A 23,646-nucleotide genomic window follows, 5' to 3' on the forward strand; every position below is an offset into this window, starting at 1 on the left:
CACGCACCGCGACCGCCCAGTGCGGTTCGCAAGGCCCACGAACCTTCCGACAGCCACGGATGAGCCGTTACAACGTCAAGGAAATCGAATCCAAGTGGCAACGCGCCTGGGAAACCGCGCGCTGCTTCGAGGTCGAAGCCGATCCCCAGCGCAGCAAGTACTATGTCCTGGAGATGTTTCCCTATCCTTCGGGACGCATCCACATGGGCCACCTGCGCAATTACACCATCGGCGACGTCGTCGCGCGCTACAAGCGGGCGCAGGGCCATAACGTGCTGCATCCGATGGGCTGGGACGCCTTCGGCCTGCCGGCGGAAAACGCGGCGATGGACCGCGGCGTCCATCCGGCCGAGTGGACCTATGCCAACATCGACGCGATGCGCGACCAGCTCAAGACGATGGGCCTGTCCATCGACTGGTCGCGGGAGGTGGCGACCTGCCATCCCGAATACTACAAGCACGAGCAGGCGATGTTCCTGGACTTCCTGGAAGCGGGCCTCGCCTACCGGAAGGAATCCTGGGTCAACTGGGATCCCGTGGACCAGACCGTGCTGGCCAACGAGCAAGTGATCGACGGCAAGGGCTGGCGTTCTGGCGCGACGGTCGAGCAGCGCAAGCTGCCGCAGTGGATGTTCCGCATCACCGCGTTCTCGGACGAGCTGCTGGATGCCATCGACGACCTTGAGCGCTGGCCGGAAAAGGTCCGGCTGATGCAGCGGAATTGGATCGGCCGCTCGCAGGGCGCGCGCGTCTTTTTCCCCATCGCCGGCCGCGACGAGTCGCTGGAGGTGTTCTCCACACGTCCCGATACGCTCTACGGCGCGTCCTTCTGCGCCCTGTCGCCGCACCATCCCTTGACGGAGGAGCTGGCGGAATCGGATCCCGAACTGCGCGCTTTCCTGAAGGAGTGCGAGCAGCTTGGCACCAGTGAGGAAGCCATCGAACGCGCCGAGAAGCGCGGTTACGACACTGGCCTGCGCTGCCGCCATCCCTTCGAGCCGGGCAAGGAACTGCCGCTCTATGTCGCCAATTTCGTGCTGATGGAGTACGGCACCGGCGCCATCTTCGGCTGTCCGGCGCACGATCAGCGCGACCTGGATTTCGCCCGCCGGTACGACCTGCCGGTGATTCCCGTGGTGCTGCCGCCGGACGCGGACGCATCGACCTTCGAGATCGGCGACGAGGCCTATGTCGGCGAGGGCACGGCCTTCAACAGCCGATTTCTCGACGGCCTGGACGTCGACTCCGCGAAAGCGAAGGCGATTGAGCGGCTGGAAGCGGATGGCAGCGGTCAGGGAACGGTGCAATACCGCCTGCGGGACTGGGGCGTCAGCCGCCAGCGCTATTGGGGTTGCCCGATTCCCGTCGTTCATTGCGGCGAATGCGGAACCGTTCCGGTACCGAAACAGGACTTGCCGGTCACGCTGCCCGAGGACGTCGATTTCAGCGCCCCGGGCAATCCGCTGGAGCGCCATCCCACGTGGAAGCGCACGTCCTGCCCGAAGTGCGGCGGGGCAGCCGAGCGCGAGACGGATACCTTCGATACCTTCGTGGAATCGGCCTGGTATTTCGCCCGTTTCTGCAGCCCCCGGGCCGAAGAGGCCCTGGACCGGATGTCCGTGGATTACTGGCTGCCGGTGGATCAGTACATCGGCGGCGTGGAGCACGCGGTTCTCCACCTGCTTTACGCGCGCTTTTTCACCCGCGCGCTGCAGCACTGCGGCTATGTCGGCGTCGCCGAGCCGTTCGCCGGGCTGTTCACCCAGGGGATGATCGGTCACGAGACCTACCGAAGCCAGGACGGCAAATGGCTTGCTCCGAACGAGGTCCGGCGCGGCGATGGCGACGATCTCGTGGATCTCGACGGCCGGCCCGTGACGCGCGGCCGGGTCGAGAAGATGAGCAAGTCGAAGAAGAATACCATCGACCCGACCGAGATCATTGAGGCCTACGGCGCCGATACGGCGCGCTGGTTCATGCTCTCCGACAGCCCGCCGGACCGCGACATGGAGTGGACCGAGGCCGGCGTCGAGGGCGCGCATCGCTTCGTGCAGCGCCTCTGGCGGCTGATCACCGAGCGGGTGGCGGAAATGCCGGCGGCCGGGACCCCGGCCACGCAGGGCCTGGGCAAGGACGCGATGGACCTGCGCCGCGCGGCGCACAAAGCGGTGCAGTCGGTCACCGGCGATGTCGATCAGTTCCGCTTCAACCGCGCGGTTGCCCGTATGTACGAGCTGACCAACACGCTCGCCGCCTTCAAGGCGAAGGACGAGGGCGACCGCTGGGCCGAGCGCGAGGCCACGGAGTACCTCGTGCGCATGATCGCGCCGATGATGCCGCATCTGGCCGAGGAGCTGTGGCGGATCCTGGGCCACGAAACCATGCTCGTCGACAAGGCGTGGCCGCAACCGGACACGACGCTGACGGTGGAAGAGACCGTGACCGTGGCCGTGCAGGTGAATGGCAAGCTGCGCGCCACGATCGAGTTGCCGCGCGACGCCGCCGAGGAGCAGGCGCAGCAGGCCGCCTTGTCGGAGCCGGCGGTCCAGCGCAGCCTTGGCGAAAAGGAGCCGCGCAAGGTCATCGTGGTGAAGAACCGCGTGGTGAATGTGGTCGCCTGACGCCGTCCGCCTCCGGCAAGCGGGGGCCGTGGAATGAAGATCAAGCCCGCACAGGCGGATGCGTTCGCGCGCAAGCCGGACCCGAAGATCCGGGCCGTCCTTGTCTACGGTCCGGACCGTGGCCTTGTGCGCGAGCGTGTGGGTGCGCTCATCGCCTCCGTCGTTGACGATCCGCACGACCCGTTCAGGGTTGCGGAGCTTTCCTCCAGCCAGGTGGCCAAGGAGCCCGCGCTGATCGCGGACGAGGCGGCGGCCCTCTCTTTCGGCGGCGGGCGCCGGGTCGTCTGGCTTCGCGATGCGGGTGAAGACGCTGTAAAGGGCCTCTCGGCCTTTCTCGGCGACCCGGTCGGCGACGCTCTGGTGGTCGTCGAGGCCGCGGAGCTGGATACACGCTCCAAACTGCGTCAGCTTTTCGAGAAGAGCGACGCCGGCGCGGCCCTGGCCTGCTACCGCGACGACGCGCGCAGCCTGCCGAATCTGATCCGCGAAACGTTGCGCGAGCACGGCCTGGAAGTTTCCGGCGAGGCGGTGGACTACCTCGCTTCGCAACTGGGCGGCGACCGCCTGGTGACGCGCAGCGAGCTGCGTAAGCTGGCGTTCTACAAGGGCGGCGGCCGGGTCGAACTGGCGGATGCGCGGGAATGCGTGGGCGATACAGCGGCGCTTTCGCTGGACGACGTCGCCCTGTCCTGCGCCGACGGCGACCTTCCGGCGCTGGAACGTGCGTTCGATCGAGCCTTGCAGGAAGGTGCGAATCCGGTTCAGCCGCTTCGTGCCGCCGCGCGGCATTTCCAGAAGCTGCATCTGGTGGCGGGCGCGTCGAACCTCGATCAGGCCATCGACCGCCTGCGCCCGCCGATCTTCTGGAAGAACAAGCCGCGCTTCAAGGCGCAGGCTGAAGCATGGACCTCGGCATCGCTGGCACGGGCGCTGGAAATTCTGCTCGAAGCCGAAGGCCGGGTGAAGTCGACGGGCCTGCCGGCGGAAGCGATCAGCGCGCGTGCCCTCATGGAAATCGCGGCCCGCTCACCGCGCCGCAAGCGGCGTCGATAGCCGGCAGCAGCTCTTCCGGTTTCCGAAAAGCGGATCGATCAGTCCGCGCCGGGCCGGTCCGGGACGTGGTTCAGCCGGTTCAGGACGTCGTCAAGCTGTTCCAGTGTCGTGTAATGGATTTTCAGGGTGCCGGAAGCGCCTTCGAAATCGATCTCGACCTTCAATCCCAACAGCCCTGACAGGTCGTCTTCAAGGGCGCGCGTATCGGCGTCCTTCTCCGCCGGCCTGGCGCCACCGCTGCTGCCGCCGCGCCCCTTGGTCGGCCCGCCCTGCCCGCTTTCCACACCACCGTTCGCCGCTTTCTTGACCTTCTGGGCCAGTCTTTCGGTCGCCCGGACCGATAGGCCCTTCTCCGCGACTTCTCGCGCGACCTTTTCGACGTCTTCGACACTCAGAAGTGCCCGGGCGTGCCCCGCCGAGATGGCCCCGGTCTGCACGAGTCGCTTCACGGAATCCGGAAGTTGCAGCAGGCGCAGCATGTTGGCGATATGGCTGCGGGACTTGCCGACGACGCGGGCCAAGTCCTCCTGCGTGTGTTGGAACTCGTCGATCAGGCGTTGATAGCCCTCGGACTCCTCCAGCGGATTGAGGTCCTGGCGCTGGACATTCTCGACGATGGCGATCTCAAGCGACTCGCGGTCGGTGAGTTCGCGAACGACGACCGGAACCTCGTGCAACTGGGCCCGCTGCGCCGCGCGCCAACGGCGCTCACCGGCGATGATCTCGTACATGTTGGGATCATCGGGCTGGCGGCGCACAAGAATTGGCTGCAGAAGGCCATTCGCCCGGATCGACTCGGCGAGCGCGTCAAGCGCGTCCTCGTCGAATTCGCGGCGCGGCTGGAACGGGTTGGCGACAAGCTGCGTGATGGAAACGTCGCGCGACGCCCGGACCCGATCCAGGGAAGCGTAATCCTCCTCGTCCTCGTCGCCAAGCAGCGCGGCAAGGCCGCGGCCCAGATTGGTACGCTTGTTCTCGCTCATCGTGGATCGCCCCTTCGCGCTCAGACCAGCGCGGGTGCCCCGACCGTGCCCTTCTGGCGACGCAGCAGTTCGCCGGCGAGCTTGATGTACGCCTGAGAGCCGGTGCAGCGCATGTCGTAGAGGATGACCGGCTTGCCGTGCGACGGCGCCTCGGAAATGCGGACATTGCGCGGAATCACGGTTTCGTAGACCACGTCGCCCAGATATTCCCGGACATCGCTTGCCACCATGTCGCACAAGTTATTGCGGCGGTCGTACATCGTCAGCACAACACCCTGGATTTCCAGGTCGGGATTGAAGGCGCGCCGCACCCGCTCGATCGTTCGCATCAGGTGGCTGAGACCCTCCAGCGCGTAGAACTCGGCCTGCAAGGGAACGAGCACAGAGTCGGCTGCGACGAAGGCGTTGATCGTGAGAAAGCCCAGTGCCGGCGGACAGTCGATCAGGATGTAATCGTAATCCGCCATGATCGGCCGCAGCGCTTCGCGCAGCCGGTACTCCCGCTTCTCGGCGTCGACCAGCTCGACCTCGGCGCCGGCGAGATCGACCGCAGAGGGAATAAGGTCCAGTCCCGGAACCGGGCTGGGGATGATGCTGTCGCGCACCGGCTCATCCGCCAGCAAGGGCCGGTAGATGTTGCGCTTGCGGTCGCCACGACTAAGCCCGAAGCCGGTTGACGCATTGCCCTGCGGATCGAGGTCGACGACAAGCACCTTCAGCTCACAGGCCGCCAGCGCGGTCCCCAGGTTGATCGCCGTCGTAGTCTTGCCGACCCCACCCTTCTGGTTGGCGATAGCCATCAGTCGGGCGCGGCTTGTGCGGTTGCCGCCGGTCCGTTCACCCGCAAGATTTTGTTTGGTCACGACCAATGCCCCCTATCCGTAGGATGCTTCCCCTGCGGTCGCTTCGGCTGGGAATGCGATCGAGTGTCATCTTCCACGCTTTCCCGGCGCGGGTCAATTCCTGCTCCACCCCTTCGCCCTTCAGGAAGAGGCATATCCCGTCCCGACCCAGCAATGGCGCCGCATAGGCCAGCAAATCGGTCAATGGCGCCAGGGCGCGGGCCGTCACCGCATCGGCGTCGAGCGGCGGAAGCGATTCGATTCGGCTGGCGTGGACCTCGACATCAACGTCCATCTGCCGTGCCGCCTCCCGCAAAAAGGTCGCTTTCCGCTGGTCCGACTCGACAAGATGCACCTCTCCGGCCCCCATCGCGGCGAGGACCAGGCCGGGCAGGCCCGCACCGCTGCCCAGGTCAACGACTCGACGCGACCGGCCGGCCGACTGCACAGGAAGATGTTCGAAAAGTTGCGCGCTATCCAGGATATGTCGGCGCCAAACGTCCTCCATCGTCCGGCGGCCCACGAGATTGACCGCGCGATTCCACTTGGTCAGAACGGCGACATATCGTTCCAGGCGCTCCAACGTTTCACGTGAAACGCCCGTATCTTTCCGGAAGTCGTCAGGACCGTAAGTCATCGATACCGGATCAGGCTGCGCTCGCCCGACTGCCGTCGCGGCGGACGTAACGGAGCAGCGCGGTCAGGGCCGCTGGCGTGACGCCTGGAATACGCGCCGCGGCACCCAGCGTTCGCGGCTGCGCCGCCGACAGCTTTTCCCGGATCTCGGTCGAGAGGCTGGGAATGCGCCAGTAGTCCAAGTCGCCGGGCAGCACCAGCGATTCGTCGCGATGGAAAGCGCGGATATCGGAATCCTGCCGCTCCAGATACGCCGCATATCGCGCATCGGTCTCCAGGCGTTCGGCGATCTCCGGCGACAGCTTCGACAACTCTGGCCACATGCCGGACAGGGCCTTCATATCAACGTTTGGAAAGCGCAACAATTCGAATGCCGTTCGCCGCACGCCGTCATGTTTCACGTGAAACCCTGCCCGGCGCAATTCCACCGGCGTTGCTGACAGCCCTTCCAGCATCGAACGACCGGCGGCCAACGCCTCCGCGCGCTCCTTGTACCGAGCCGCCCTCGCCTTCCCGACCAGCCCGACGGCGATGCCCAACTCGGTCAATCGCGTATCCGCATTGTCCGCGCGAAGCCGCAGGCGATATTCCGCCCGGCTCGTGAACATTCGATACGGCTCCGTAACGCCTCGCGTGACGAGGTCGTCGACAAGCACGCCGATGTAAGCCTCCGTGCGGTCGGGTACGAAGACGGCTTCCCCTCGCCCGCCTGCTTGCAAGGCCGCGTTGGCGCCGGCAACGATTCCCTGCGCTGCCGCCTCTTCGTATCCGGTCGTCCCGTTGATCTGACCGGCCAGAAACAGGCCCGGAATCCGACGCGTCTCCAGCCAGGCATGAAGCTCCCGCGGGTCCACGTGATCGTATTCGATGGCGTATCCAGGCCGCAGAATCGCCGCGCGCTCAAGTCCCGGTATCGTGCCGATCAACTCCGCCTGCACTTCACGGGGCAGCGACGTCGAGATGCCGTTGGGATACACGGTCGGGTCATCCAGCCCTTCCGGCTCCAGAAAAATCTGATGCCGAGCCTTGTCGGCAAAACGCACAACCTTGTCCTCGATCGACGGGCAGTAGCGAGGCCCCGTACTCTCGATCTGCCCCGAATACATCGGCGCCCGATGGAGATTGGCGCGGATCAGCTCGTGTCCGGTCTCTGTCGTATGCGTAACATGGCAGGAAATCTGCGGGGTATCGATCCGCTCCGTCATCGCGGAAAAAGGCTCGGGCGGATCGTCGCCCGGCTGAACAGTCAAGCTTTCCCAATCTATGGTCCGGCCATCGAGGCGCGGCGGCGTCCCCGTCTTCAAACGGCCCAACGCGAACCCGGCCCGTTCCAGCGTTGCGGAGAGACCGATGGCGGGCTCGTCGCCAACCCGGCCAGCGGGAATCCTCTCCTCTCCCAGATGGATCATCCCGCGCAGAAACGTTCCTGTCGTCAGCACAACCCGGCCGGCGGGAATCCTCTCGCCGTCGGCCGTCACGATGCCCTGGCAGCGGCCCGCCGGGTCGAGCATCAGATCCTCGACCGCGCAGGCACGCATATCGAGGTTTTCCTGCGCCGCCAACAGATCCTGAATGGCCTTGCGATAGAGTTTCCGGTCCGCCTGACAACGCGGCCCGCGCACCGCCGGGCCCTTGCTTCGGTTGAGAACGCGGAACTGGATGCCGGCGCAGTCGGCGGCGCGTGCCATGATGCCATCGAGCGCATCGATCTCGCGCACAAGATGCCCCTTGCCAAGGCCGCCAATCGCGGGATTGCAGGACATGACGCCGATGGTATCCAGCTTGTGCGTCGCCAGCAGCGTACGCGCGCCAATGCGCGCCGCGGCAGCCGCGGCCTCGCAGCCCGCGTGCCCGCCGCCGACAACGATCACATCGTATGTTCGCGCTTCGCTCATGATGCGGTGGTTATGCCGTACTGGATGGAAAACGTCAAAGCAGCCACGGGCCGGAAAGCCGTCGCCTACTTCCCGATACAGAAGTCGTGGAAGATTACGTCGAGAAGGTCCTCGACATCGACGCGCCCGGTGATACGCCCCAAGGTGCGCGCGGCGAGGCGAAGGTCCTCCGCCGCCAGCTCCGGTGCCGGGGCGTCGAGCGCGCGCGCCAGGCACAACCGCATTTCCTCAAGCGCCGTACGATGCCGCGCGCGGGTAATCGCCGGCGCCGCTTCACCCAGACCGAACTGATCGACGGCGATACTTTCCAGACGCGATAGCAGGCTGTCCAACCCCTGCCCCGTCAAGGCCGACGCCGCGATGGCCTCGTACCCGTCAATCGCGGGAGCCGAGTTCGTCCCGGCAAGGTCCGTCTTGTTCCAGACAACCACGCTGCTCGGCGTCAAGAGATCGCGTGTCGCGGCGTCCGGAGAAGCCGGTGCCGCCGCGTCGAAGATCGCCAGCGTGATGTCGGCCTCGGCGGCGCGGGCGCGCGCTCGGCGGATGCCCTCGGCCTCGATCCCGTCTCCGCCTTCCGGCAGCTCGCGCAAGCCCGCCGTATCGGCCAGGATCACCGGATAGCCCGCCAGATCCAGGTGGACCTCCACAACATCCCGCGTGGTTCCGGCCGTTTCCGATACGATGGCGGCATCCCGCCCCGCGATGGCATTCAGCAGTGACGACTTGCCGGCATTCGGGGCGCCGACAATCGCGACCGAAAGACCTTCACGCAGGCGCTCCCCCCGCCAGCTCTCGGCAAGGGCCGTATCCAGTTCCTTTACAAGAGCCGCGACGTTCTCCCGAACGCTCGCGGCGAGGTCTTCGGGCAGCTCCTCGTCCGAGAAGTCGATGGCCGCTTCCATATGCGCGGAAACATGCAGGACGCGTGCGCGCCAGTCCTCGATCCGCCGGCTCAGGCTCCCGCCCATCTGGCGCACGGCCTGGCGGCGCTGTGCATCGGTTTCGGCGTTGATGAGGTCGGCCAGACCTTCGACCTCGGTCAGGTCAAGCTTCCCGGCGTCGAACGCCCGCCTCGTGAACTCGCCCGCTTCGGCCGGGCGGAGGCCAGTCTGGTGCGAGAGAGCGTCGATCATGCCTTGAATCACGGCACGCCCGCCGTGAACGTGGAACTCGGCCAGATCCTCGCCGGTAAAACTGTTCGGGCCCGGAAACCAGAGAAGAAGGCCTTTGTCGATCAGTTCGCCCGCCTCGTTGCGAAACCCGCGCAGGCGCGCCTCCCGCGCCGCCGGCAAATCCTCACCGCTCAGTGCACGCGCCGCCTCGCCGGCCATCGGTCCCGAAACGCGCAGGACCGCAACCCCGGCACGTCCCGGCGCCGTGGACAGGGCGAAAATCGTTTCGGAAGCGGTCATTGTTTCACGTGAAACGGAGGATCACGCCTCGGGCGGGGTTTCGTCGTCCGGCCGCAGAACAAGACGATCAACCCTTTCCCCGCCAACGATGTGGCTCTGCAGGATCTCTTCCGCGTCTTCCAGTGTCCGGTAGTGATACCAGATACCTTCCGGATAGATCACCATCGTCGGCCCAAGCTCACAGCGATCCAGGCAACCGGCCGAGTTCACCCTGACGCCTTCCAGCCCCAGTTCCTTCACGCGTGCCTTAAGGTAATTGCGAAGCTTGGTGCCATCCTTGTCCTTGCAACAACCGCGCGGATGGCCTTCCGGGCGCTTGTTCTCGCAACAGAAGACATGGCGCGCGTAATACGACGGCGGATCGCCAGCACTCATTCGTTACCCTCTCCCTTCCCACCACGGCCGGTTTTCTCCTGCGCGACCGAGGCCAGGTGCTTCCAGAAAGATTCCTGCATCTGCCGCCAGGTCTCGGTTCCCGCCGGCAACCAGGTTCGCAGAAGCGTATCGGTATCCATGGTCTGTATGGCCTCGTCGATTCGCTGTTGCAGGCTGTTCGTCACCGCCTCGTTGAGGCCGGTCACGTCAGGCAGCCCCAGAAACCGTCTCGCTTCCTCGGGCGTGCATTCCACATCGACACGGATTTTCATTTCCATCGGCCTCCCACGCCCTTTGCGGTTGCAGCCCTCGCCGGAGAGCCTCCATATAAGTCGTGTCATGCGGGGACGCCAGAGCGCCGACCCGAGAACGACCCCTTCGGCCGGAGGAGCCGTCATGCCGGATACCATCGACCCCGCGAGGGAAAATCAACTGGCGAACGAGACGTCACCCTACCTACTGCAGCACAAGAGCAATCCGGTGGACTGGCAGCCCTGGGGCACGGAGGCCCTGGCCGAGGCAAAACGGGAGGATAAGCCGATCCTGCTGTCGGTCGGCTACGCCGCCTGCCATTGGTGCCATGTCATGGCGCACGAATCCTTTGAGGATTCGGATGTCGCCGAACTGATGAACCGGCACTTCGTGAACATCAAGGTGGATCGCGAAGAGCGGCCGGACCTGGATTCGATCTATCAGCAGGCCCTCGCCCTTCTTGGTCAGCACGGCGGCTGGCCCCTCACCATGTTCCTGACACCGGATGGAGAACCGTTCTGGGGCGGCACCTATTTCCCGAAGCAGGACATGTACGGGCGGCCGGGCTTTCCCCGCGTGCTGGAGGCCATCGCGCAGGTCTATCGCGACGAGCCGGATAAGGTGCACAAGAACGTCGCCGCGATTCAAAACGCCCTTCAGGATCTCGCGAAGCCGCAACGGGCGGGCGTCATCGATCTGGCCACCATCGATGGCATCGCCGATCGTCTGGCCGGTGAAATCGACCCGCAAAATGGCGGTCTGGGCAGCGCGCCGAAATTCCCGCAGCCGGGAATCCTGAAACTGCTCTGGCGATCGTATATCCGCCGCGGCCAGGCAACGCACCGTGAGGCTGTCGAGTTGACCTTGCGGCAGATGTCGCAGGGCGGCATCTACGATCATCTGGGCGGTGGCTATGCCCGCTATGCCGTGGACGAGCGATGGCTGGTGCCGCACTTCGAGAAGATGCTCTACGACAACGCCCAGATCCTCGATCTCCTGGTGTGGGCCTGGCAGGACACGAAGAAGCCGCTATACCGCCAGCGGGTGTATGAAACCGTCGGATGGCTGCTGCGCGAAATGATCGCCCGCGACGCAGACAGCCACCCGGTGGACGCCTTCGCCGCGACCCTCGACGCGGACAGCGAGGGCGAGGAAGGCAAGTTCTACGTCTGGGATGCCGACGAGATCGATCGCATTCTTGGCGAGGATGCCGAGCTGTTCAAACAGCTTTACGACGTTCGTCCTGGCGGGAACTGGGAAGGCAAGACGATCCTGAATCGCCTGCACAATCCCAACCTCTTGGACAAGGCGACGGAAAACAGACTGGCCGAGTGCCGGAAGAAGCTGTTCGAGGTCCGCAAGGATCGCGTTCGCCCCGGTTGGGACGACAAGGTGCTGGCCGACTGGAACGGGCTGATGATCGCCGCACTGGCCGAGGCGGCCGCGGCGTTCGAAGAGCCGGCGTGGCTGGAAGCGGCACAGGCGGCGTTTGCCTTCGTGCGCGATACCATGCAGGTCGACGGCCGACTGAAGCACGCCTGGCGCCGCGGCAAACTGAACCACCCCGCCACCCTGGATGACTACGCGAGCATGGCGAAGGCCGCGCTGACACTGTTCGAGCATACGGGGCAGGCAGCGTATCTGGAGCAGGCAAAGGCCTGGGTCAGTGTCGTGGACCGTCATTACTGGGACGAGGAGGATGGCGGATACTTCTTTACGGCGGATGATGTGGATGACGTCATCGTCCGTACGAAGCACGCCCACGACAGTGCCCAGCCCTCCGGCAACGGTCTCATGCTTGGCGTGCTGACCCGGCTGCATTACCTGACTGGCGACAGCGGATACCGAGAGCAGGCCGAAGCCCTTATCCAGGCTTTCTCCGGGGAGCTGGAACGGAACTTCGTGCCGCTTTGCACGCTGCTCAACAACGTCGAACTCCTGAACAATGCCATGCAGGTCGTTATCGTCGGCCCACGCGACGCAGCGGAAACCGCGGCGCTGCTGCGGGAAGTCCATTCAGCGTGCCTGCCGGACCGTATCCTCCAAGTCGTGGCGGATGGCGACGCGCTTCCTTCGAACCACCCCGCCGCCAGCAAGCAGATGGCGGAGGGCCGCGCCACCGCCTTCGTCTGCCGGGGCCAGACATGCTCGCTGCCGATTATGGAACCGGCCGGGCTGGCCCAGGCTCTGCGTGCGTAACGCCAATGCCAAGCCGCAGCATCGACACGCCGCTCGGTCACCTCGTTATCGAGAGCGATGGCCAGGCCTTGACGGCCATTGACTGGAGCGAGGAGGTTCGGCGCGATGCCGACCCGCTATTGGACGAAGCGGCGGCACAGTTGGCAGCCTACTTCTCGGGTCGGCTGCATGTCTTCGACCTGCCTTTGGCGCCGGCGGGAACACCGTTCAGGCAGGCTGTTTGGGGCGCGATGCAAGCCATACCTTTCGGCGCCACGCGAACTTACGGCGAAATGGCGCGGGATCTGAAATCGGCGGCGCGCGCGGTTGGCGGCGCTTGCGGGGCAAACCCCTTGCCCATCGTGATCCCCTGCCACCGCGTGCTCGCCGCCGGCGGGCTTGGTGGATATTCGGGCGGCCTGGGACTCGAGAGCAAACGCAAGCTGTTGGAACTGGAGGGCGTGCTGCCAAAGACCCTCTGGTGACAAGTGACGCAGCCGCGGGATAATGTTCGCGGGTGACACCCGCCCACATCGCTGGGCGTTTTTCTATCGAGACTCCATCCACACCAAACCGGGGGAGACGATGTCCGACATCGAAATCAAGGGTCCGGACGGATCGTTCGGTGCTTACGCCGCAGTTCCGCAAGCCACGCCCGCACCCACCCTGATCGTCATTCAGGAGATCTTCGGCGTGAACGACGTCATGCGCGAGCTGTGCGACGAATATGCGAAGCGCGGCTACCTGGCGATCTGTCCCGACCTGTTCTGGCGGATCGAGCCGAATATCCAGCTTACGGACAAGACCGACGCGGAATGGCAGAGGGCTTTCGACCTGATGGGCAAGTTCGACGTCGACAAGGGCGTCGAGGACCTGAAGGCGACGCTGCAGCACGCCCGCGGCATGGATGCCTGCACCGGCAAGGGCGGCAGCGTGGGTTATTGCCTGGGCGGCAAGATGTCGTTCCTGATGGCGACCCGCTCGGACGCCGACTGCAACGTCAGTTACTACGGCGTTGGCCTCGATGAGCTGCTGGGCGAGGCCAAAAACATCTCCCGTCCCCTGCTGATGCATATGGCCAGCGAGGACCAGTTCGTGCCCAAGGACGCTCAGGCGAAGATCCGCGAGGGCCTGAAGGAGCACGAGCAGGTCACCATCCATGTCTACGAGGGCAACAACCACGCCTTCGCCCGTGAGGGCGGCGAACACTACGACGCCAAGGCCGCCGAATTGGCGAACAAGCGCACAATCGATTTCCTGGGAAACCACCTGTCATGAGCCACGCAATCCGCATCCACGAGCACGGCGGCCCCGAGGTTCTTCGCTATGAAGAGGTGGACGTTGGCGAACCCGGACCGGATGAGGTCCGCCTTCGCCAGACCGCTGTCGGGCTGAACTACATCGATGTTTATCACCGCACCGGGCTCTATCCGGTTCCGCAACTTCCCTCCGGCATCGGTCTTGAAGCCGCCGGCGAGGTCGAAGCCGTCGGCGCGAACGTCAGCGACCTCAAGCAGGGCGACCGTGTCGCCTATGCGTCGCCGCCGCTGGGGGCGTACGCCGATTCGCGCCTGATCCCGGCCGACCGCGTGGTGCGCCTGCCGGACGGCATCGACGACCGGAAGGCCGCCGCCATGATGCTGCAAGGCATGACGGTCGAGTACCTGATCCGGCGGACATTCCCCGTGAAGAAGGGTCAGACCGTCCTGTTCCACGCGGCGGCCGGCGGCGTCGGTCTTATCGCCTGTCAGTGGCTCAAGGCTATCGGCGCGAAAGTGATCGGAACGGTTGGAAGCAACGAAAAGGCAGAGCTTGCCAAGGCGCACGGCTGCGATCACCCCATCGTCTATACCCGCGAGGACTTCGTCGCCCGGGTCAAGGAGATCACCGGAGGCCAAGGCGTGCCGGTCGTCTACGACGGGGTTGGTAAGGACACCTGGGAAGGCTCCCTCGACTGTCTTGCTCCGATGGGAATGATGGTCAGCTTCGGCAACGCATCCGGGTCCGTGACCGAGTTCAACCCCGGCATCCTCTCGCAGAAGGGCTCCCTTTTCCTGACCCGGCCCACGCTGATGACCTATACAGCAAAACGGCAGGATCTCGTGGCGAGCGCGAATGCCCTCTTCGAGGTTGTGCTGGACGGCCGTGTCAAGATCGAGGTGAACCAGACCTACCCGCTTGCCGAAGCGACACAGGCGCATCGCGACCTGGAGGCACGCAAAACCACGGGTTCGACCGTGCTTCTGCCGGAAAGTTAGAAGACCAACGACTTAACAGACTGTTTCACGTGAAACAGAAGAGGCCGGCGGCTGGGTGCCGCCGGCCTTTTTCCTATGCAACACCTTACTGATTCATCGTGTCGAAGAATTCGGCGTTGCTCTTCGTACCCTTGAGCTTGTCGATCAGGAACTCCATCGCATCGCTGCTGCCCATCGGCATCAGCACACGGCGCAGCACCCACATCTTCGACAGCGTGGCCTTGTCGACCAGCATCTCCTCCTTGCGGGTACCGGATTTGCCGACATCGATGGCCGGGAATACGCGCCGGTCCGCGATCTTGCGGTCCAGCACGATTTCCGAGTTGCCGGTGCCCTTGAACTCCTCGAAGATCACCTCGTCCATCCGGCTGCCAGTCTCCACCAGCGCCGTTCCGATGATCGTCAGGGAGCCGCCCTCCTCCACGTTGCGGGCCGCGCCAAAGAACCGTTTCGGACGCTGCAGCGCATTCGCGTCCACGCCGCCGGTCAGCACCTTGCCCGACGACGGCACGACGGTGTTGTAAGCACGCGCGAGGCGGGTGATGGAGTCCAGCAGGATCACGACGTCCCGCCCCTGCTCCACCAGGCGCTTGGCCTTTTCCAGCACCATCTCGGTCACCTGAACGTGGCGCTGCGCCGGCTCGTCGAAGGTGGAGGCAATCACCTCGCCGTTTACCGAGCGCGCCATGTCGGTGACCTCTTCCGGCCGCTCGTCGATCAGCAGGACAAGGAGATCGCATTCCGGATGGTTCGCCGCGATCGATCGCGCAAGTCCCTGCAGGATCATGGTCTTGCCGGCACGCGGCGGCGACACCACAAGCGCGCGTTGCCCCTTGCCCAGCGGAGCCACCAGATCGATCACCCGCGAGGTTTTGTCCTTGACCGTCGGGTCCGCGAGTTCGAGCTGAAGTTTCTCGTCCGGATAGAGCGGCGTCAGGTTGTCGAAGTTGATCCGCTGACGCAACTTACCCGGCGGTGCATGGTTTACCGTAGAGACATTCTGCAGGCCAAAATACCGCTCACCCTGCCTCGGCTCCCGGATCTGGCCTTCAACCGTATCCCCGGTTCGCAAACCGAAACGCCGAATCTGGTTGGGCGAAACATAAATATCGTCCGGGCCAGCAAGGAAGTTGCTTTCGGCCGATCGCAGGAAACCAAACCCGTCGGGAAGCACCTCAAGGACTCCGGCGCCCTGGATAGGCACATCCTGCTGCGCCAGTTGCTTGAGGATTTCCAGCATGATGTCCTGCTTGCGCAACTGGCTGGCGTCTTCGACCTCCAGCTCTTCGGCGTAGGCAAGCAGATCCTGCGGGGATTTTTGTTTCAGTTCCTGTAGGTGCATCCACAATGACTTCTGGGTTTCGTGCCTGGCTGGATTCGCCATCAACGGCAGGACTCCCCCTGCCATGGGGCCCGACCGGGACACAGGCTCTAACCCTGCCCTGTCGAGGTTTGAAAGCTCGGCACGTTGTAAGTTTCTGGAAGAAAACGGCGCGTGAAAACGCCGATCAGACAGCCAAGCATGTAGTGACAGTCGACGCTGCCGTCAAGTCCTTCCGGTACCCGCCCTTCGCTAAAACGGCTTCACCACCACGAAGATGACGATACCGATCATCAACACGGTCGGCACCTCGTTCATCATGCGATAGAAGGTCTGGCTCCGGCGATTCGCGTCGCGCTCGAAATCCTTCCGCCAGCGTGACAGATAGCCGTGGAAAGCCGACATGATGACGACCAGCGTCAGCTTGACGTGCATCCAGCCCATGCTCCAGGCGCCCAGATGCAGGAAGAGCATCAGGCCGAACGTCCAGCTTGCGATCATCGCCGGATTGATGATGGCGCGTAGCAGCCGGCGCTCCATCACCTTCAGCTTTTCGGAGAACTCACCGCCAGGCTGTGCCTCGGTGTGGTAAACGTAAAGCCGCGGCAGATAGAGCATACCCGCCATCCAGGCGATCACGCTGATGATGTGCAGGGCCAAAACCCACAGATAGGCCCCACCGAGCCAGCCGATCATCGTCCCCCCTCTTTTCGCCGTTAGCCGCCGGCCCCTGGCCTACGACGTACCTTCACGCACACAGGCAACCAGTTCCGCCACATGTTCGGGCGGGGTCTGGGGCACGACGCCATGGCCCAGGTTGAAGACATATGGCCCACCCGATAGCGCCTGGACGATGCTCCGCGCTGCCTGGCGCATGCTCTGTCCCCCGACCACCAGGTGCAGCGGATCCAGGTTCCCCTGCAAGCCCACACGCCCCTGGAGCCTGTCACGCGCCCATTCTGGCGGCAACGCCGTATCCAGGCCCAGGACATCGGCGCCGCTCTCCGCCGCAAAAGCCTCGTAGAACGGCCCCGCGCCGCGCGGGAACAGGATTACCGGAACGTCGGGATTGCGCGCCTTCACCTTGGCAATCAGCGCCTTCGCGGGGTCCAGGCACCACTTCCGCATCTGTGCCGAGGGCAGGCTTCCGGCCCACGAGTCGAAGATCTGCACGGCCTCGGCACCCGCCGCGATCTGCGCGTTCAGGTAATCGGCCGTCGCGTCCACGAGCAAGTCCACCAAGCGCCCGAATCCGTCCGGATCGCCATAGGCCCAGTGCTTGGCGAGCGCAAAGTCGCGGCTGGACCCGCCTTCCAGCATATAGCTCGCCACGGTCCAGGGCGCGCCGGCAAAGCCCAGGAGCGTCGTCTCGGCGGGTAGGGCGGCCTTCACCCTCCGCAAGGTTTCATAGACCGGCGCCAATCTGTCGTGCAGGCCGTCGGGCGCCAGCCGGCGGTCAATGTCCTCGGCGGATTCAAGCCGCTTCAGCCTTGGCCCGACGCCTTCCTCGAACCATAGCTCCTGTCCCAGCGCGTGGGGCACGACCAGGATGTCGGAAAACAGGATCGCACCGTCCAGCCCGAATCGGCGGATCGGCTGCAGCGTTACCTCCGTCGCCAGTTCGGGCGTGAAGCACAGGTCCAGAAACGAGCCCGCCTGGGCGCGAAGCTCGCGATACTCCGGCAGATAGCGGCCGGCCTGACGCATCAGCCAGATCGGCGGCACCGGCGTGGCCTCGCCGTTCAACGCCCGCAAGAGCGGCTTTTCGGATATCACGGAACCTGCCCCGATTATCGATGTCCACAGTGTGCACGCCCCTCTTACATCGACTCAGAGATAATAAAAAAGAGTCTGTTGAAGTGGTTGGGGTTGTGGACAGTGGGGATTAACGATCGTTCCCAGATTGTCTACAGCCATGAACGCACCGCCTGCCTCGCGTCGAGGCGATGTGTAGAAGATCGAGGTGGAGGGTCTTGACTCGATGGGACGGCAACGAGTCGCACGGCGTCTCCGAAAGCGTGAATCACAAGGATAAACTTGCCGTCGGGATACCCCTCGTGCAAGTTTTCCCGCCTTGTGAAGCATGGGTCCCCCTTGGGATTTGCGTGGGCTTGCCGCGTTGGACAGCGTGTGCGGTCGAGAGCCGTGGTCTGGAAGGATGGCGGGTTGCTCAACCCTATCCCCAGGGCGGCGTAAAAGGTGTGTATAAAGCAGGATGACGGTCCACCATCTGCATCTCGTCTCGGACGCTACCGGCGAAACCATCAACTCGGTGGCGCGTGCGTGCCTGGTCCAGTTCAGCGGCGTCGAACCGGTTGAGCACGTGTGGTCGCTGGTTCGCACACCCTCGCAGATGTCGCGCGTGGTGGCCGGCATCGAGGCGAATCCGGGGCCGGTGCTGTTCACGCTGGTGAATGACGCCCTGCGGACCGAGCTGATGGACGGTTGCCGCCGCGCCGGCGTACCGTGCATTCCCGTCCTGGATCCGGTGATCCACGCCCTGGCCGCCTACTTCGGCGTCGCCATATCGGGCCAGCCGGGGCTGCAGCACGTTCTGGATTCGGAGTATTTCGACCGCATCGACGCGATGAATTTCGCTTTGTCGCACGACGACGGCCAGTCCACATCGCATTTGAACGATGCCGACGTCATTCTGGTCGGTGTGTCCCGCACCTCGAAGACGCCGACCTGTATCTACCTCGCCAACCGCGGCATCAAGGCGGCGAACGTCCCCTATGTGCCGGGCATCCAGCTTCCCGACGAGCTTTTCCAGGTGAAGGGGCCACTCGTTGTGGGACTGACCAAGGATCCGGCGCGGCTGGTACAGGTCCGCCGCCAACGGCTGAACCTCCACAGCGGCGACAACACGGAAACCGACTATGTCAATCTGGACAGCGTTCGCCGCGAGGTGGCCGAGGCGCGGAAGCTGTTCACTGGACACGGCTGGCCTACCATCGACGTGACCCGTCGATCCATCGAGGAAACCGCGGCAACGATCATGACGCTGTTCTCCCGCCATCAGGCGGAGGCGATCTGATGGCCGAGCCGTTGCAGCCAAAGCGACGCGTCGCCGGCGCCAAGCCGGATGCACCGTCCCTGGTCCTGGCCTCGAAGAGCGCGGCGCGGCGCCAGATGCTGCTCGACGCCGGCGTTCCAGTGGTGGTCGACAGTGCCGGCATCGACGAGGAGTCGGTGAAGGCGGGGCTGCGCGCGGAAGGTGCGACGCCGCACGAGGTGGCCGAGGTGCTAGCCGAATTGAAGGCGACACGAATCAGCCCGCGCCATCCGGGCGCCCTGGTGCTAGGCGCCGATCAGATGCTGGAATGCGAGGGCAAGTGGTTCGATAAGCCGGCCGACACGGCAGGCGCCGCGGCGCATCTGAAGGCGCTTTCCGGGCAGAGCCACCGGCTCATCGCCAGCGCGGTAATCGTGAAGGACGGCACGCGCATCTGGCATCAGGTCGATTCCGCCGAGCTTACCATGCGGCCGTTGAGCGACGCCTTTATCGCGGCATACCTCGACGCGGTCGGAGATGACGCCCTTCACAGTGTCGGCGCCTATCAGTTGGAGGGTCTGGGCGCGCAGCTTTTCACCAGGGTGCGCGGTGATTACTTCACGGTGCTCGGCCTGCCTCTGCTGCCGTTGCTGGAGTTCCTGCGCACGCACGGGGTGATTGCGCGATGATCCTGTCCGGAAAAGCCGCTCTTGCCGGTGTCCTTGGCTGGCCGGTCGCGCATTCGAGATCGCCCCGGCTGCACGGCTTTTGGCTGGAACGGCACGGGATCGACGGTGCCTATGTCCCCCTGCCCGTAAAGCCGGAGGACTTCCCAAGCGCCGTCAAGGCGCTGGCCGCGCTGGGCTTCCGGGGCGCGAACGTCACGATTCCGCACAAGCAGGCGGCTTTTCAGGCCTGCGATGAGGTCGATGACCACGCCCGCCGACTTGAGGCCGTCAACACGCTGGTGTTTGACGGAGGCCGCATTCGCGGTTCGAACACGGATGGCGTCGGCTTTATGAACCATCTGCGGCAAAGCATTCCCGGATGGAATGCCGAGACCGGTCCCGCGGTCGTGCTAGGCGCTGGCGGTGCCGCGCGGGCGGTTGTCGTCGCCTTGATCGATGCGGGTGTCCCCACACTTCGCCTGGTCAACCGGACGCGCGAGAAGGCCGAGGCGCTGGCCGGGACCTTCGGCGGCCCGATCGAGGTCGCGGACTGGGGCCAGTGGGACACCGTGCTTCGCGATGCGTCCCTTGTGGTCAATACGACAAGTCTGGGGATGGAAGGCCACGGGCCGCTGGAGGTCGATCTCGATGCCCTCCCCGCCTCCGCCGTTGTCTATGACATCGTCTACCAGCCGCTGAAGACAGATCTGCTGCGGGTCGCCAGGACACGGGGGAACGCGACCGTTGATGGGCTCGGCATGCTGCTTCACCAGGCCCGGCCAGGGTTCGAGGCCTGGTTCGGTGTCCGTCCCGAGGTGGACGATGAGCTGCGCGCGTTCGTGCTGCGCGGATAGACCTTCCGGCGGCAGGCCTCGCCGGCGTCGGCCATTGGTACTGGGCCTGACGGGCTCCATCGGCATGGGCAAATCGACGGCCGCTGCGATGTTCCGGCGCATGCGGATTCCGCTGCACGATGCCGACGCGGCCGTGCATCGATTGATGGGACCGGGGGGCGCGGCCGTGCCCGACATCGCGAAGGCCTTTCCCGATGCCGTCGTCGATGGCGCGGTCGACCGCAAGCGGCTCGGCGCGATCGTGTTCGATGACAAGACCGCGCTGCGGCGCCTGGAGGCGATACTGCATCCGCGTGTGCGTCAGCAGGCGCGGGACTTCATTAAACGGCAACGTTATCGCCGGGCGCCCCTGGTCGTTCTGGACATTCCGCTGTTATTCGAAACCGGCGGGGAAAGCCTGTGCGATGCTGTCATCGTGGTCTCGGCGCCGCGATTCGTGCAGGAACAGCGCGTCCTGCGCCGGCCCGGCATGACGCGGGAACGGCTGGCGCGGATCCGTTGGCAGCAACTCCCGGACAGCGAAAAGCGCCGCCGCGCCGACTTCGTCGTTGAAACCGGCCTGGGGAAGCTTCACACCTTGAGAAAGCTTCGGCAAATCGTCAAAATGTTGAGTGGTTCGCCGCAACAGTACACTTCATCTATGGGATAGCGCGGTTATGCGTGAAATCGTTCTCGACACGGAAACCACCGGCTTGGATCCCTCGGCGGGGCACCGTGTCGTCGAAATCGGCTGTGTGGAGCTTGTGAACCATGTCGCCACCGGCCGCACCTACCACCGCTACATCAATCCCGAACGGGACATGCCGGAAGAGGCCTACAAGGTCCACGGCCTGGACCGCGCGTTCCTGGAAAATCATCCCCGGTTCCAGGAACTCGCCGACGAGTTTCTGGAGTTCCTGGCTGAGGATCGGCTGATCATCCACAATGCCGAGTTCGACATGCGGTTCCTGAACCACGAGCTTGGACAAGTTGGCCGGCCCAGGATCCCCTTCGAGCGGGCGGTCGATACCGTCGCCATGGCGCGCAAGCGGTTTCCCGGCGCGCAGGTGAATCTGGACGCCCTTTGCAAACGCTTCGAAATCGACAACTCCGCCCGCGAATTGCATGGCGCCCTGCTGGACTGCGAACTGCTGGCGGAAGTCTACCTGGAACTGCTGGGTGGACGGCAGCCGGGGCTGGAGCTGGCGGAGGCCCGGCGCGGCCCGGCTCGGGTGGAAATCGCTGAACGTCCCCCGCGCGAGCCGCGGCCGCATTCGCCGAGCGATAGCGAAAAGGCCGCGCACGCGGCCATGTTGGAGAAGGTGAAGAACCCGATCTGGTCCAGCTAGGCGTCGGCGCCGCCGTCGCTGGACTGCTGTGCCTGCTCGGCCTGCTGCTTTTGCCAAGCGGCCTTCTGCTCTCGGTAGAGCTTCGCGAAATCGACCGGGTTGATGAGCAGCGGCGGATAGCCGGCATCGCGCGTCGCCCCGCCGATGATGTTCCGCGCGGTCGGGAAGAGGTAACGCGGCGCCTCGATCAGAAGAAGCGTCTCGCGCTTTTCGCCCGGGACCTCGCCCTCGACCGTCACGACACCGCCGTAGGTCAGCTCGATGACGAACGCGCTCTTGTCCTGAACTGTTGCCTTGACGTTGGCGTGCAGGGAGACCTCGTAGGTATTCTCCTGCAGGCGTGAGGCCGTGACGTCGAGGTTCACCGTGACCGCCGGCGCTTCCTTCATCTCCATGAAGACATGCGGCGCGTTCGGGTTCTCGACCGAAAGGTCCTTGATATACTGCGTGTGGATCGTGAATCCGGTGTCGGTGCCCTGCGCGTCGGCGCCTTGATCGCCCGCGGCCGGGTTGCTGGTGCTCTCGTCTGCCATCAACGCCCTCCCGTGAATACCGCGGCGGGGCTAGCACGATTGCACGGTTGCGGCAAGTTCAATGGCGAGGCCCATTCAACCAGGGGTCGTCATCGTCCTTCTCCGTGACGTCAACGTAGTCGGCGTCGATCACCCCGTCGTCCCGGCGCCGGCGCGGCTTCACCTCCTCACCGCCCATGAAGACATGAGTTTCCGCCCGCTTGGCGACGTAACCGCCCACGGTCACCCGCAGGAACCTGCGGAATGCCGGCACGAAGAGGGCCAGGCCGGTGATATCGGTGACGAAGCCCGGCGTCAGCAGGAGCGCGCCAGCGAACAGCAGGCACACGCCGTCGAAGACGGTCTGTGCCGGCAACACCCCTTGGTCGAGTTCCCGCCGCAGCTTGTTCAGCGTTGCCAGGCCTTGTGTGCGCAGCTCGATGCTGCCCACAATCGCGGTCAGAACGACGAGGCCCAGGGTCGGCCACAGGCCGATCCAGCCGCCGACTTCGATGAACACGGCGATCTCTATGATCGGGATGCCGATGAAGGCCAGAAGGAGAATCGGGCCCATGCTTGTCCTTTCTCAGTGAAGCTCTTATTTGTTGGCCATGTGGTCATGCGACAACCGGGCCGAAACAGGCCGTCCGCTGGAAATGGCCATGTCGGTAAAATGCCCTATCGCGGGAATGCCGCACCGGCAATCCGGTGCCGCCGGACAATATTGAGCGTACCTCATGGGTGAAGGCTTTCAGCTTTTCGACATCATACTCTTCGCGGCGATTGCTGCGTTCCTGGTTTTGCGCCTGCGCAGCGTGCTGGGCAAGCGTACCGGGCACGAGCAGCGTCCGTCGAACGATCCGTTTCAGCAGGGCCAGCAGAAACGCCCGAATGGGCAGGATCGCGACAAGGTGGTTCCGATGCCGGACCGTTCGCGAGCGGAGGATGGCATCACCGACGAAGAGCTTAGAAAGGCGGCCGAGAAGGCCGATACGCCATTGTCCGCGGGACTGACACAAATCAAGCTCGCCGACCGCGACTTCGACGAGGATCAGTTCGTGCAGGGTGCGCGCGGTGCGTTCGAGATGGTCGTGAATGCCTACGCGGAAGGCGATCGCAAGTCGCTGCGTCAGCTACTTGCCAACGATGTCTATCAGGACTTCGAGCAGGCGATCGAGCAGCGCGAGAGTGCCGGGCAGACGTTGGAGACGACCCTGGTGAACATCCGCGAGGCCGAGATCATCGAGGCCGAGCTGCAGGGCCGCACGGCGTTCGTCACCGTGAAGTTCGTCACGGAGCAGATCAACCTGCTGAAGGACGCGGAAGGTAACGCCGTCGAGGGCGATCCCGAACACGTCAGCGACGTGACGGATATCTGGACGTTTGCGCGCAATACCCGCAGTCGCGACCCGAACTGGACACTCGTCGCGACACGCAGCCCCGAATAGGCCCGCGGGAGGGCC

24 protein-coding genes are annotated in these 23,646 nt (G+C 64.5%); 12 read left to right on the top strand and 12 right to left on the bottom strand.

Translation table 11 applies throughout. The features are described 5' to 3' along the window. Positions 1–59: 59 nt before the first annotated feature. Entirely contained in the window at positions 60–2,621 is a 2,562-nt protein-coding gene (gene leuS, locus DRB17_RS02025) for a leucine--tRNA ligase (protein ID WP_114580509.1), read from the top strand. 33 nt (positions 2,622–2,654) lie between these two features. Continuing rightward, positions 2,655–3,674, top strand: a complete 1,020-nt coding sequence (gene holA / locus DRB17_RS02030; protein WP_114580510.1) for a DNA polymerase III subunit delta — start codon at positions 2,655–2,657, stop codon at positions 3,672–3,674. 38 nt (positions 3,675–3,712) lie between these two features. On the opposite strand, the gene DRB17_RS02035 is transcribed toward holA, so the two are convergent. The 7 genes from DRB17_RS02035 to DRB17_RS02065 all read right to left on the bottom strand — a co-directional run bounded on the left by DRB17_RS02035 (position 3,713) and on the right by DRB17_RS02065 (position 10,089). Beyond that, complete coding sequence (locus tag DRB17_RS02035) at positions 3,713–4,657, bottom strand: ParB/RepB/Spo0J family partition protein (RefSeq protein WP_114580511.1); 945 nt, start codon at positions 4,655–4,657, stop codon at positions 3,713–3,715. Positions 4,658–4,677: 20 nt separating this feature from the next. After that, positions 4,678–5,457 carry a ParA family protein gene (locus tag DRB17_RS02040; RefSeq protein WP_114580512.1) on the bottom strand — a complete coding sequence of 260 codons (780 nt, stop codon included), beginning with the start codon at positions 5,455–5,457 and terminating at the stop codon, positions 4,678–4,680. A gap of 37 nt (positions 5,458–5,494) precedes the next feature. Then, positions 5,495–6,136 (bottom strand): 16S rRNA (guanine(527)-N(7))-methyltransferase RsmG, encoded by a 642-nt coding sequence (gene rsmG, locus DRB17_RS02045; RefSeq protein ID WP_114580513.1) that lies wholly within the window; start codon positions 6,134–6,136, stop codon positions 5,495–5,497. A 10-nt stretch (positions 6,137–6,146) separates the two neighbouring features. Next, on the bottom strand, positions 6,147–8,030 hold the full coding sequence (gene mnmG, locus DRB17_RS02050; RefSeq protein ID WP_114580514.1) for a tRNA uridine-5-carboxymethylaminomethyl(34) synthesis enzyme MnmG: 1,884 nt from the start codon (positions 8,028–8,030) through the stop codon (positions 6,147–6,149). 65 nt (positions 8,031–8,095) lie between these two features. Further along, positions 8,096–9,442 carry a tRNA uridine-5-carboxymethylaminomethyl(34) synthesis GTPase MnmE gene (gene mnmE, locus DRB17_RS02055; protein WP_114580515.1) on the bottom strand — a complete coding sequence of 449 codons (1,347 nt, stop codon included), beginning with the start codon at positions 9,440–9,442 and terminating at the stop codon, positions 8,096–8,098. A gap of 21 nt (positions 9,443–9,463) precedes the next feature. After that, positions 9,464–9,817 (bottom strand): (2Fe-2S) ferredoxin domain-containing protein, encoded by a 354-nt coding sequence (locus DRB17_RS02060; RefSeq protein ID WP_114580516.1) that lies wholly within the window; start codon positions 9,815–9,817, stop codon positions 9,464–9,466. Then, positions 9,814–10,089 carry a DUF6489 family protein gene (locus tag DRB17_RS02065; protein WP_114580827.1) on the bottom strand — a complete coding sequence of 92 codons (276 nt, stop codon included), beginning with the start codon at positions 10,087–10,089 and terminating at the stop codon, positions 9,814–9,816. The genes DRB17_RS02060 and DRB17_RS02065 overlap by 4 nt, the downstream gene beginning before the upstream one ends. 124 nt (positions 10,090–10,213) lie before the next feature. Between DRB17_RS02065 and DRB17_RS02070 the strand changes: the two genes are divergently transcribed. From DRB17_RS02070 to DRB17_RS02085, 4 genes are all read left to right on the top strand, one after another. Further along, positions 10,214–12,268 (top strand): thioredoxin domain-containing protein, encoded by a 2,055-nt coding sequence (locus DRB17_RS02070; protein WP_114580517.1) that lies wholly within the window; start codon positions 10,214–10,216, stop codon positions 12,266–12,268. A 5-nt stretch (positions 12,269–12,273) separates the two neighbouring features. Further along, the gene (locus DRB17_RS02075) at positions 12,274–12,732 is read left to right on the top strand and encodes a methylated-DNA--[protein]-cysteine S-methyltransferase (RefSeq protein ID WP_114580518.1); all 459 of its coding nucleotides are present in this window, start codon (positions 12,274–12,276) and stop codon (positions 12,730–12,732) included. Between the two features lie 100 nt (positions 12,733–12,832). Beyond that, positions 12,833–13,525 carry a dienelactone hydrolase family protein gene (locus DRB17_RS02080; protein WP_114580519.1) on the top strand — a complete coding sequence of 231 codons (693 nt, stop codon included), beginning with the start codon at positions 12,833–12,835 and terminating at the stop codon, positions 13,523–13,525. Then, positions 13,522–14,505 (top strand): quinone oxidoreductase family protein, encoded by a 984-nt coding sequence (locus DRB17_RS02085; protein ID WP_114580520.1) that lies wholly within the window; start codon positions 13,522–13,524, stop codon positions 14,503–14,505. The genes DRB17_RS02080 and DRB17_RS02085 overlap by 4 nt, the downstream gene beginning before the upstream one ends. Positions 14,506–14,590: 85 nt before the next feature. Here the strand turns inward: DRB17_RS02085 and rho are convergent, their stop codons facing one another. The 3 genes from rho to hemE all read right to left on the bottom strand — a co-directional run bounded on the left by rho (position 14,591) and on the right by hemE (position 17,602). Then, a complete protein-coding gene (rho, locus tag DRB17_RS02090; RefSeq protein ID WP_114580521.1) occupies positions 14,591–15,847 on the bottom strand; it encodes a transcription termination factor Rho in 1,257 nt (418 codons plus the stop codon). 231 nt (positions 15,848–16,078) lie between these two features. Next, positions 16,079–16,522, bottom strand: a complete 444-nt coding sequence (gene hemJ / locus DRB17_RS02095) for a protoporphyrinogen oxidase HemJ (RefSeq protein WP_114580522.1) — start codon at positions 16,520–16,522, stop codon at positions 16,079–16,081. Positions 16,523–16,561: 39 nt separating this feature from the next. Continuing rightward, the gene (gene hemE, locus DRB17_RS02100; protein WP_114580523.1) at positions 16,562–17,602 is read right to left on the bottom strand and encodes a uroporphyrinogen decarboxylase; all 1,041 of its coding nucleotides are present in this window, start codon (positions 17,600–17,602) and stop codon (positions 16,562–16,564) included. A gap of 439 nt (positions 17,603–18,041) precedes the next feature. Here hemE and DRB17_RS02105 point away from each other — a divergent pair, with 439 nt between their 5' ends. From DRB17_RS02105 to dnaQ, 5 genes are read left to right on the top strand one after another with little or no spacing between them, the layout of a single operon-like run. Further along, positions 18,042–18,863 (top strand): pyruvate, water dikinase regulatory protein, encoded by an 822-nt coding sequence (locus DRB17_RS02105; RefSeq protein WP_114580524.1) that lies wholly within the window; start codon positions 18,042–18,044, stop codon positions 18,861–18,863. Continuing rightward, the gene (locus DRB17_RS02110; protein ID WP_114580525.1) at positions 18,863–19,510 is read left to right on the top strand and encodes a Maf family protein; all 648 of its coding nucleotides are present in this window, start codon (positions 18,863–18,865) and stop codon (positions 19,508–19,510) included. Before DRB17_RS02105 ends, DRB17_RS02110 begins: the two co-directional genes overlap by 1 nt. After that, entirely contained in the window at positions 19,507–20,343 is an 837-nt protein-coding gene (locus DRB17_RS02115; RefSeq protein WP_114580526.1) for a shikimate dehydrogenase, read from the top strand. Before DRB17_RS02110 ends, DRB17_RS02115 begins: the two co-directional genes overlap by 4 nt. Positions 20,344–20,377: 34 nt before the next feature. Then, on the top strand, positions 20,378–20,992 hold the full coding sequence (gene coaE / locus DRB17_RS02120) for a dephospho-CoA kinase (RefSeq protein WP_277738557.1): 615 nt from the start codon (positions 20,378–20,380) through the stop codon (positions 20,990–20,992). A 7-nt stretch (positions 20,993–20,999) separates the two neighbouring features. Then, positions 21,000–21,671, top strand: coding sequence for a DNA polymerase III subunit epsilon (dnaQ, locus tag DRB17_RS02125; protein ID WP_114580528.1), 672 nt, complete (start codon positions 21,000–21,002; stop codon positions 21,669–21,671). Here the strand turns inward: dnaQ and secB are convergent. Continuing rightward, the gene (gene secB / locus DRB17_RS02130; RefSeq protein WP_114580529.1) at positions 21,668–22,204 is read right to left on the bottom strand and encodes a protein-export chaperone SecB; all 537 of its coding nucleotides are present in this window, start codon (positions 22,202–22,204) and stop codon (positions 21,668–21,670) included. The genes dnaQ and secB overlap by 4 nt on opposite strands. Before the next feature lie 58 nt (positions 22,205–22,262). Next, positions 22,263–22,757 (bottom strand): FxsA family protein, encoded by a 495-nt coding sequence (locus DRB17_RS02135; RefSeq protein WP_114580530.1) that lies wholly within the window; start codon positions 22,755–22,757, stop codon positions 22,263–22,265. A gap of 163 nt (positions 22,758–22,920) precedes the next feature. On the opposite strand from DRB17_RS02135, the gene DRB17_RS02140 reads away from it, so the two are divergent. Further along, entirely contained in the window at positions 22,921–23,631 is a 711-nt protein-coding gene (locus DRB17_RS02140) for a Tim44/TimA family putative adaptor protein (protein ID WP_114580531.1), read from the top strand. The last annotated feature ends 15 nt before the right edge of the window (positions 23,632–23,646 follow it).

Source organism: Ferruginivarius sediminum (assembly GCF_003344765.1).
Taxonomy (GTDB): domain Bacteria; phylum Pseudomonadota; class Alphaproteobacteria; order Kiloniellales; family Rhodovibrionaceae; genus Ferruginivarius; species Ferruginivarius sediminum.

Excerpts from the sequence above, each read along its gene's own strand:
- leuS (WP_114580509.1), top strand. The coding sequence starts at position 60 with ATGAGCCGTTACAACGTCAAGGAAATCGAATCCAAGTGGCAACGCGCC.
- holA (WP_114580510.1), top strand. The coding sequence starts at position 2,655 with ATGAAGATCAAGCCCGCACAGGCGGATGCGTTCGCGCGCAAGCCGGAC.
- DRB17_RS02035 (WP_114580511.1), bottom strand. The coding sequence starts at position 4,657 with ATGAGCGAGAACAAGCGTACCAATCTGGGCCGCGGCCTTGCCGCGCTG.
- DRB17_RS02040 (WP_114580512.1), bottom strand. The coding sequence starts at position 5,457 with ATGGCTATCGCCAACCAGAAGGGTGGGGTCGGCAAGACTACGACGGCG.
- rsmG (WP_114580513.1), bottom strand. The coding sequence starts at position 6,136 with ATGACTTACGGTCCTGACGACTTCCGGAAAGATACGGGCGTTTCACGT.
- mnmG (WP_114580514.1), bottom strand. The coding sequence starts at position 8,030 with ATGAGCGAAGCGCGAACATACGATGTGATCGTTGTCGGCGGCGGGCAC.
- mnmE (WP_114580515.1), bottom strand. The coding sequence starts at position 9,442 with ATGACCGCTTCCGAAACGATTTTCGCCCTGTCCACGGCGCCGGGACGT.
- DRB17_RS02060 (WP_114580516.1), bottom strand. The coding sequence starts at position 9,817 with ATGAGTGCTGGCGATCCGCCGTCGTATTACGCGCGCCATGTCTTCTGT.
- DRB17_RS02065 (WP_114580827.1), bottom strand. The coding sequence starts at position 10,089 with ATGAAAATCCGTGTCGATGTGGAATGCACGCCCGAGGAAGCGAGACGG.
- DRB17_RS02070 (WP_114580517.1), top strand. The coding sequence starts at position 10,214 with ATGCCGGATACCATCGACCCCGCGAGGGAAAATCAACTGGCGAACGAG.
- DRB17_RS02075 (WP_114580518.1), top strand. The coding sequence starts at position 12,274 with ATGCCAAGCCGCAGCATCGACACGCCGCTCGGTCACCTCGTTATCGAG.
- DRB17_RS02080 (WP_114580519.1), top strand. The coding sequence starts at position 12,833 with ATGTCCGACATCGAAATCAAGGGTCCGGACGGATCGTTCGGTGCTTAC.
- DRB17_RS02085 (WP_114580520.1), top strand. The coding sequence starts at position 13,522 with ATGAGCCACGCAATCCGCATCCACGAGCACGGCGGCCCCGAGGTTCTT.
- rho (WP_114580521.1), bottom strand. The coding sequence starts at position 15,847 with ATGCACCTACAGGAACTGAAACAAAAATCCCCGCAGGATCTGCTTGCC.
- hemJ (WP_114580522.1), bottom strand. The coding sequence starts at position 16,522 with ATGATCGGCTGGCTCGGTGGGGCCTATCTGTGGGTTTTGGCCCTGCAC.
- DRB17_RS02105 (WP_114580524.1), top strand. The coding sequence starts at position 18,042 with ATGACGGTCCACCATCTGCATCTCGTCTCGGACGCTACCGGCGAAACC.
- DRB17_RS02110 (WP_114580525.1), top strand. The coding sequence starts at position 18,863 with ATGGCCGAGCCGTTGCAGCCAAAGCGACGCGTCGCCGGCGCCAAGCCG.
- DRB17_RS02115 (WP_114580526.1), top strand. The coding sequence starts at position 19,507 with ATGATCCTGTCCGGAAAAGCCGCTCTTGCCGGTGTCCTTGGCTGGCCG.
- dnaQ (WP_114580528.1), top strand. The coding sequence starts at position 21,000 with ATGCGTGAAATCGTTCTCGACACGGAAACCACCGGCTTGGATCCCTCG.
- secB (WP_114580529.1), bottom strand. The coding sequence starts at position 22,204 with ATGGCAGACGAGAGCACCAGCAACCCGGCCGCGGGCGATCAAGGCGCC.
- DRB17_RS02135 (WP_114580530.1), bottom strand. The coding sequence starts at position 22,757 with ATGGGCCCGATTCTCCTTCTGGCCTTCATCGGCATCCCGATCATAGAG.
- DRB17_RS02140 (WP_114580531.1), top strand. The coding sequence starts at position 22,921 with ATGGGTGAAGGCTTTCAGCTTTTCGACATCATACTCTTCGCGGCGATT.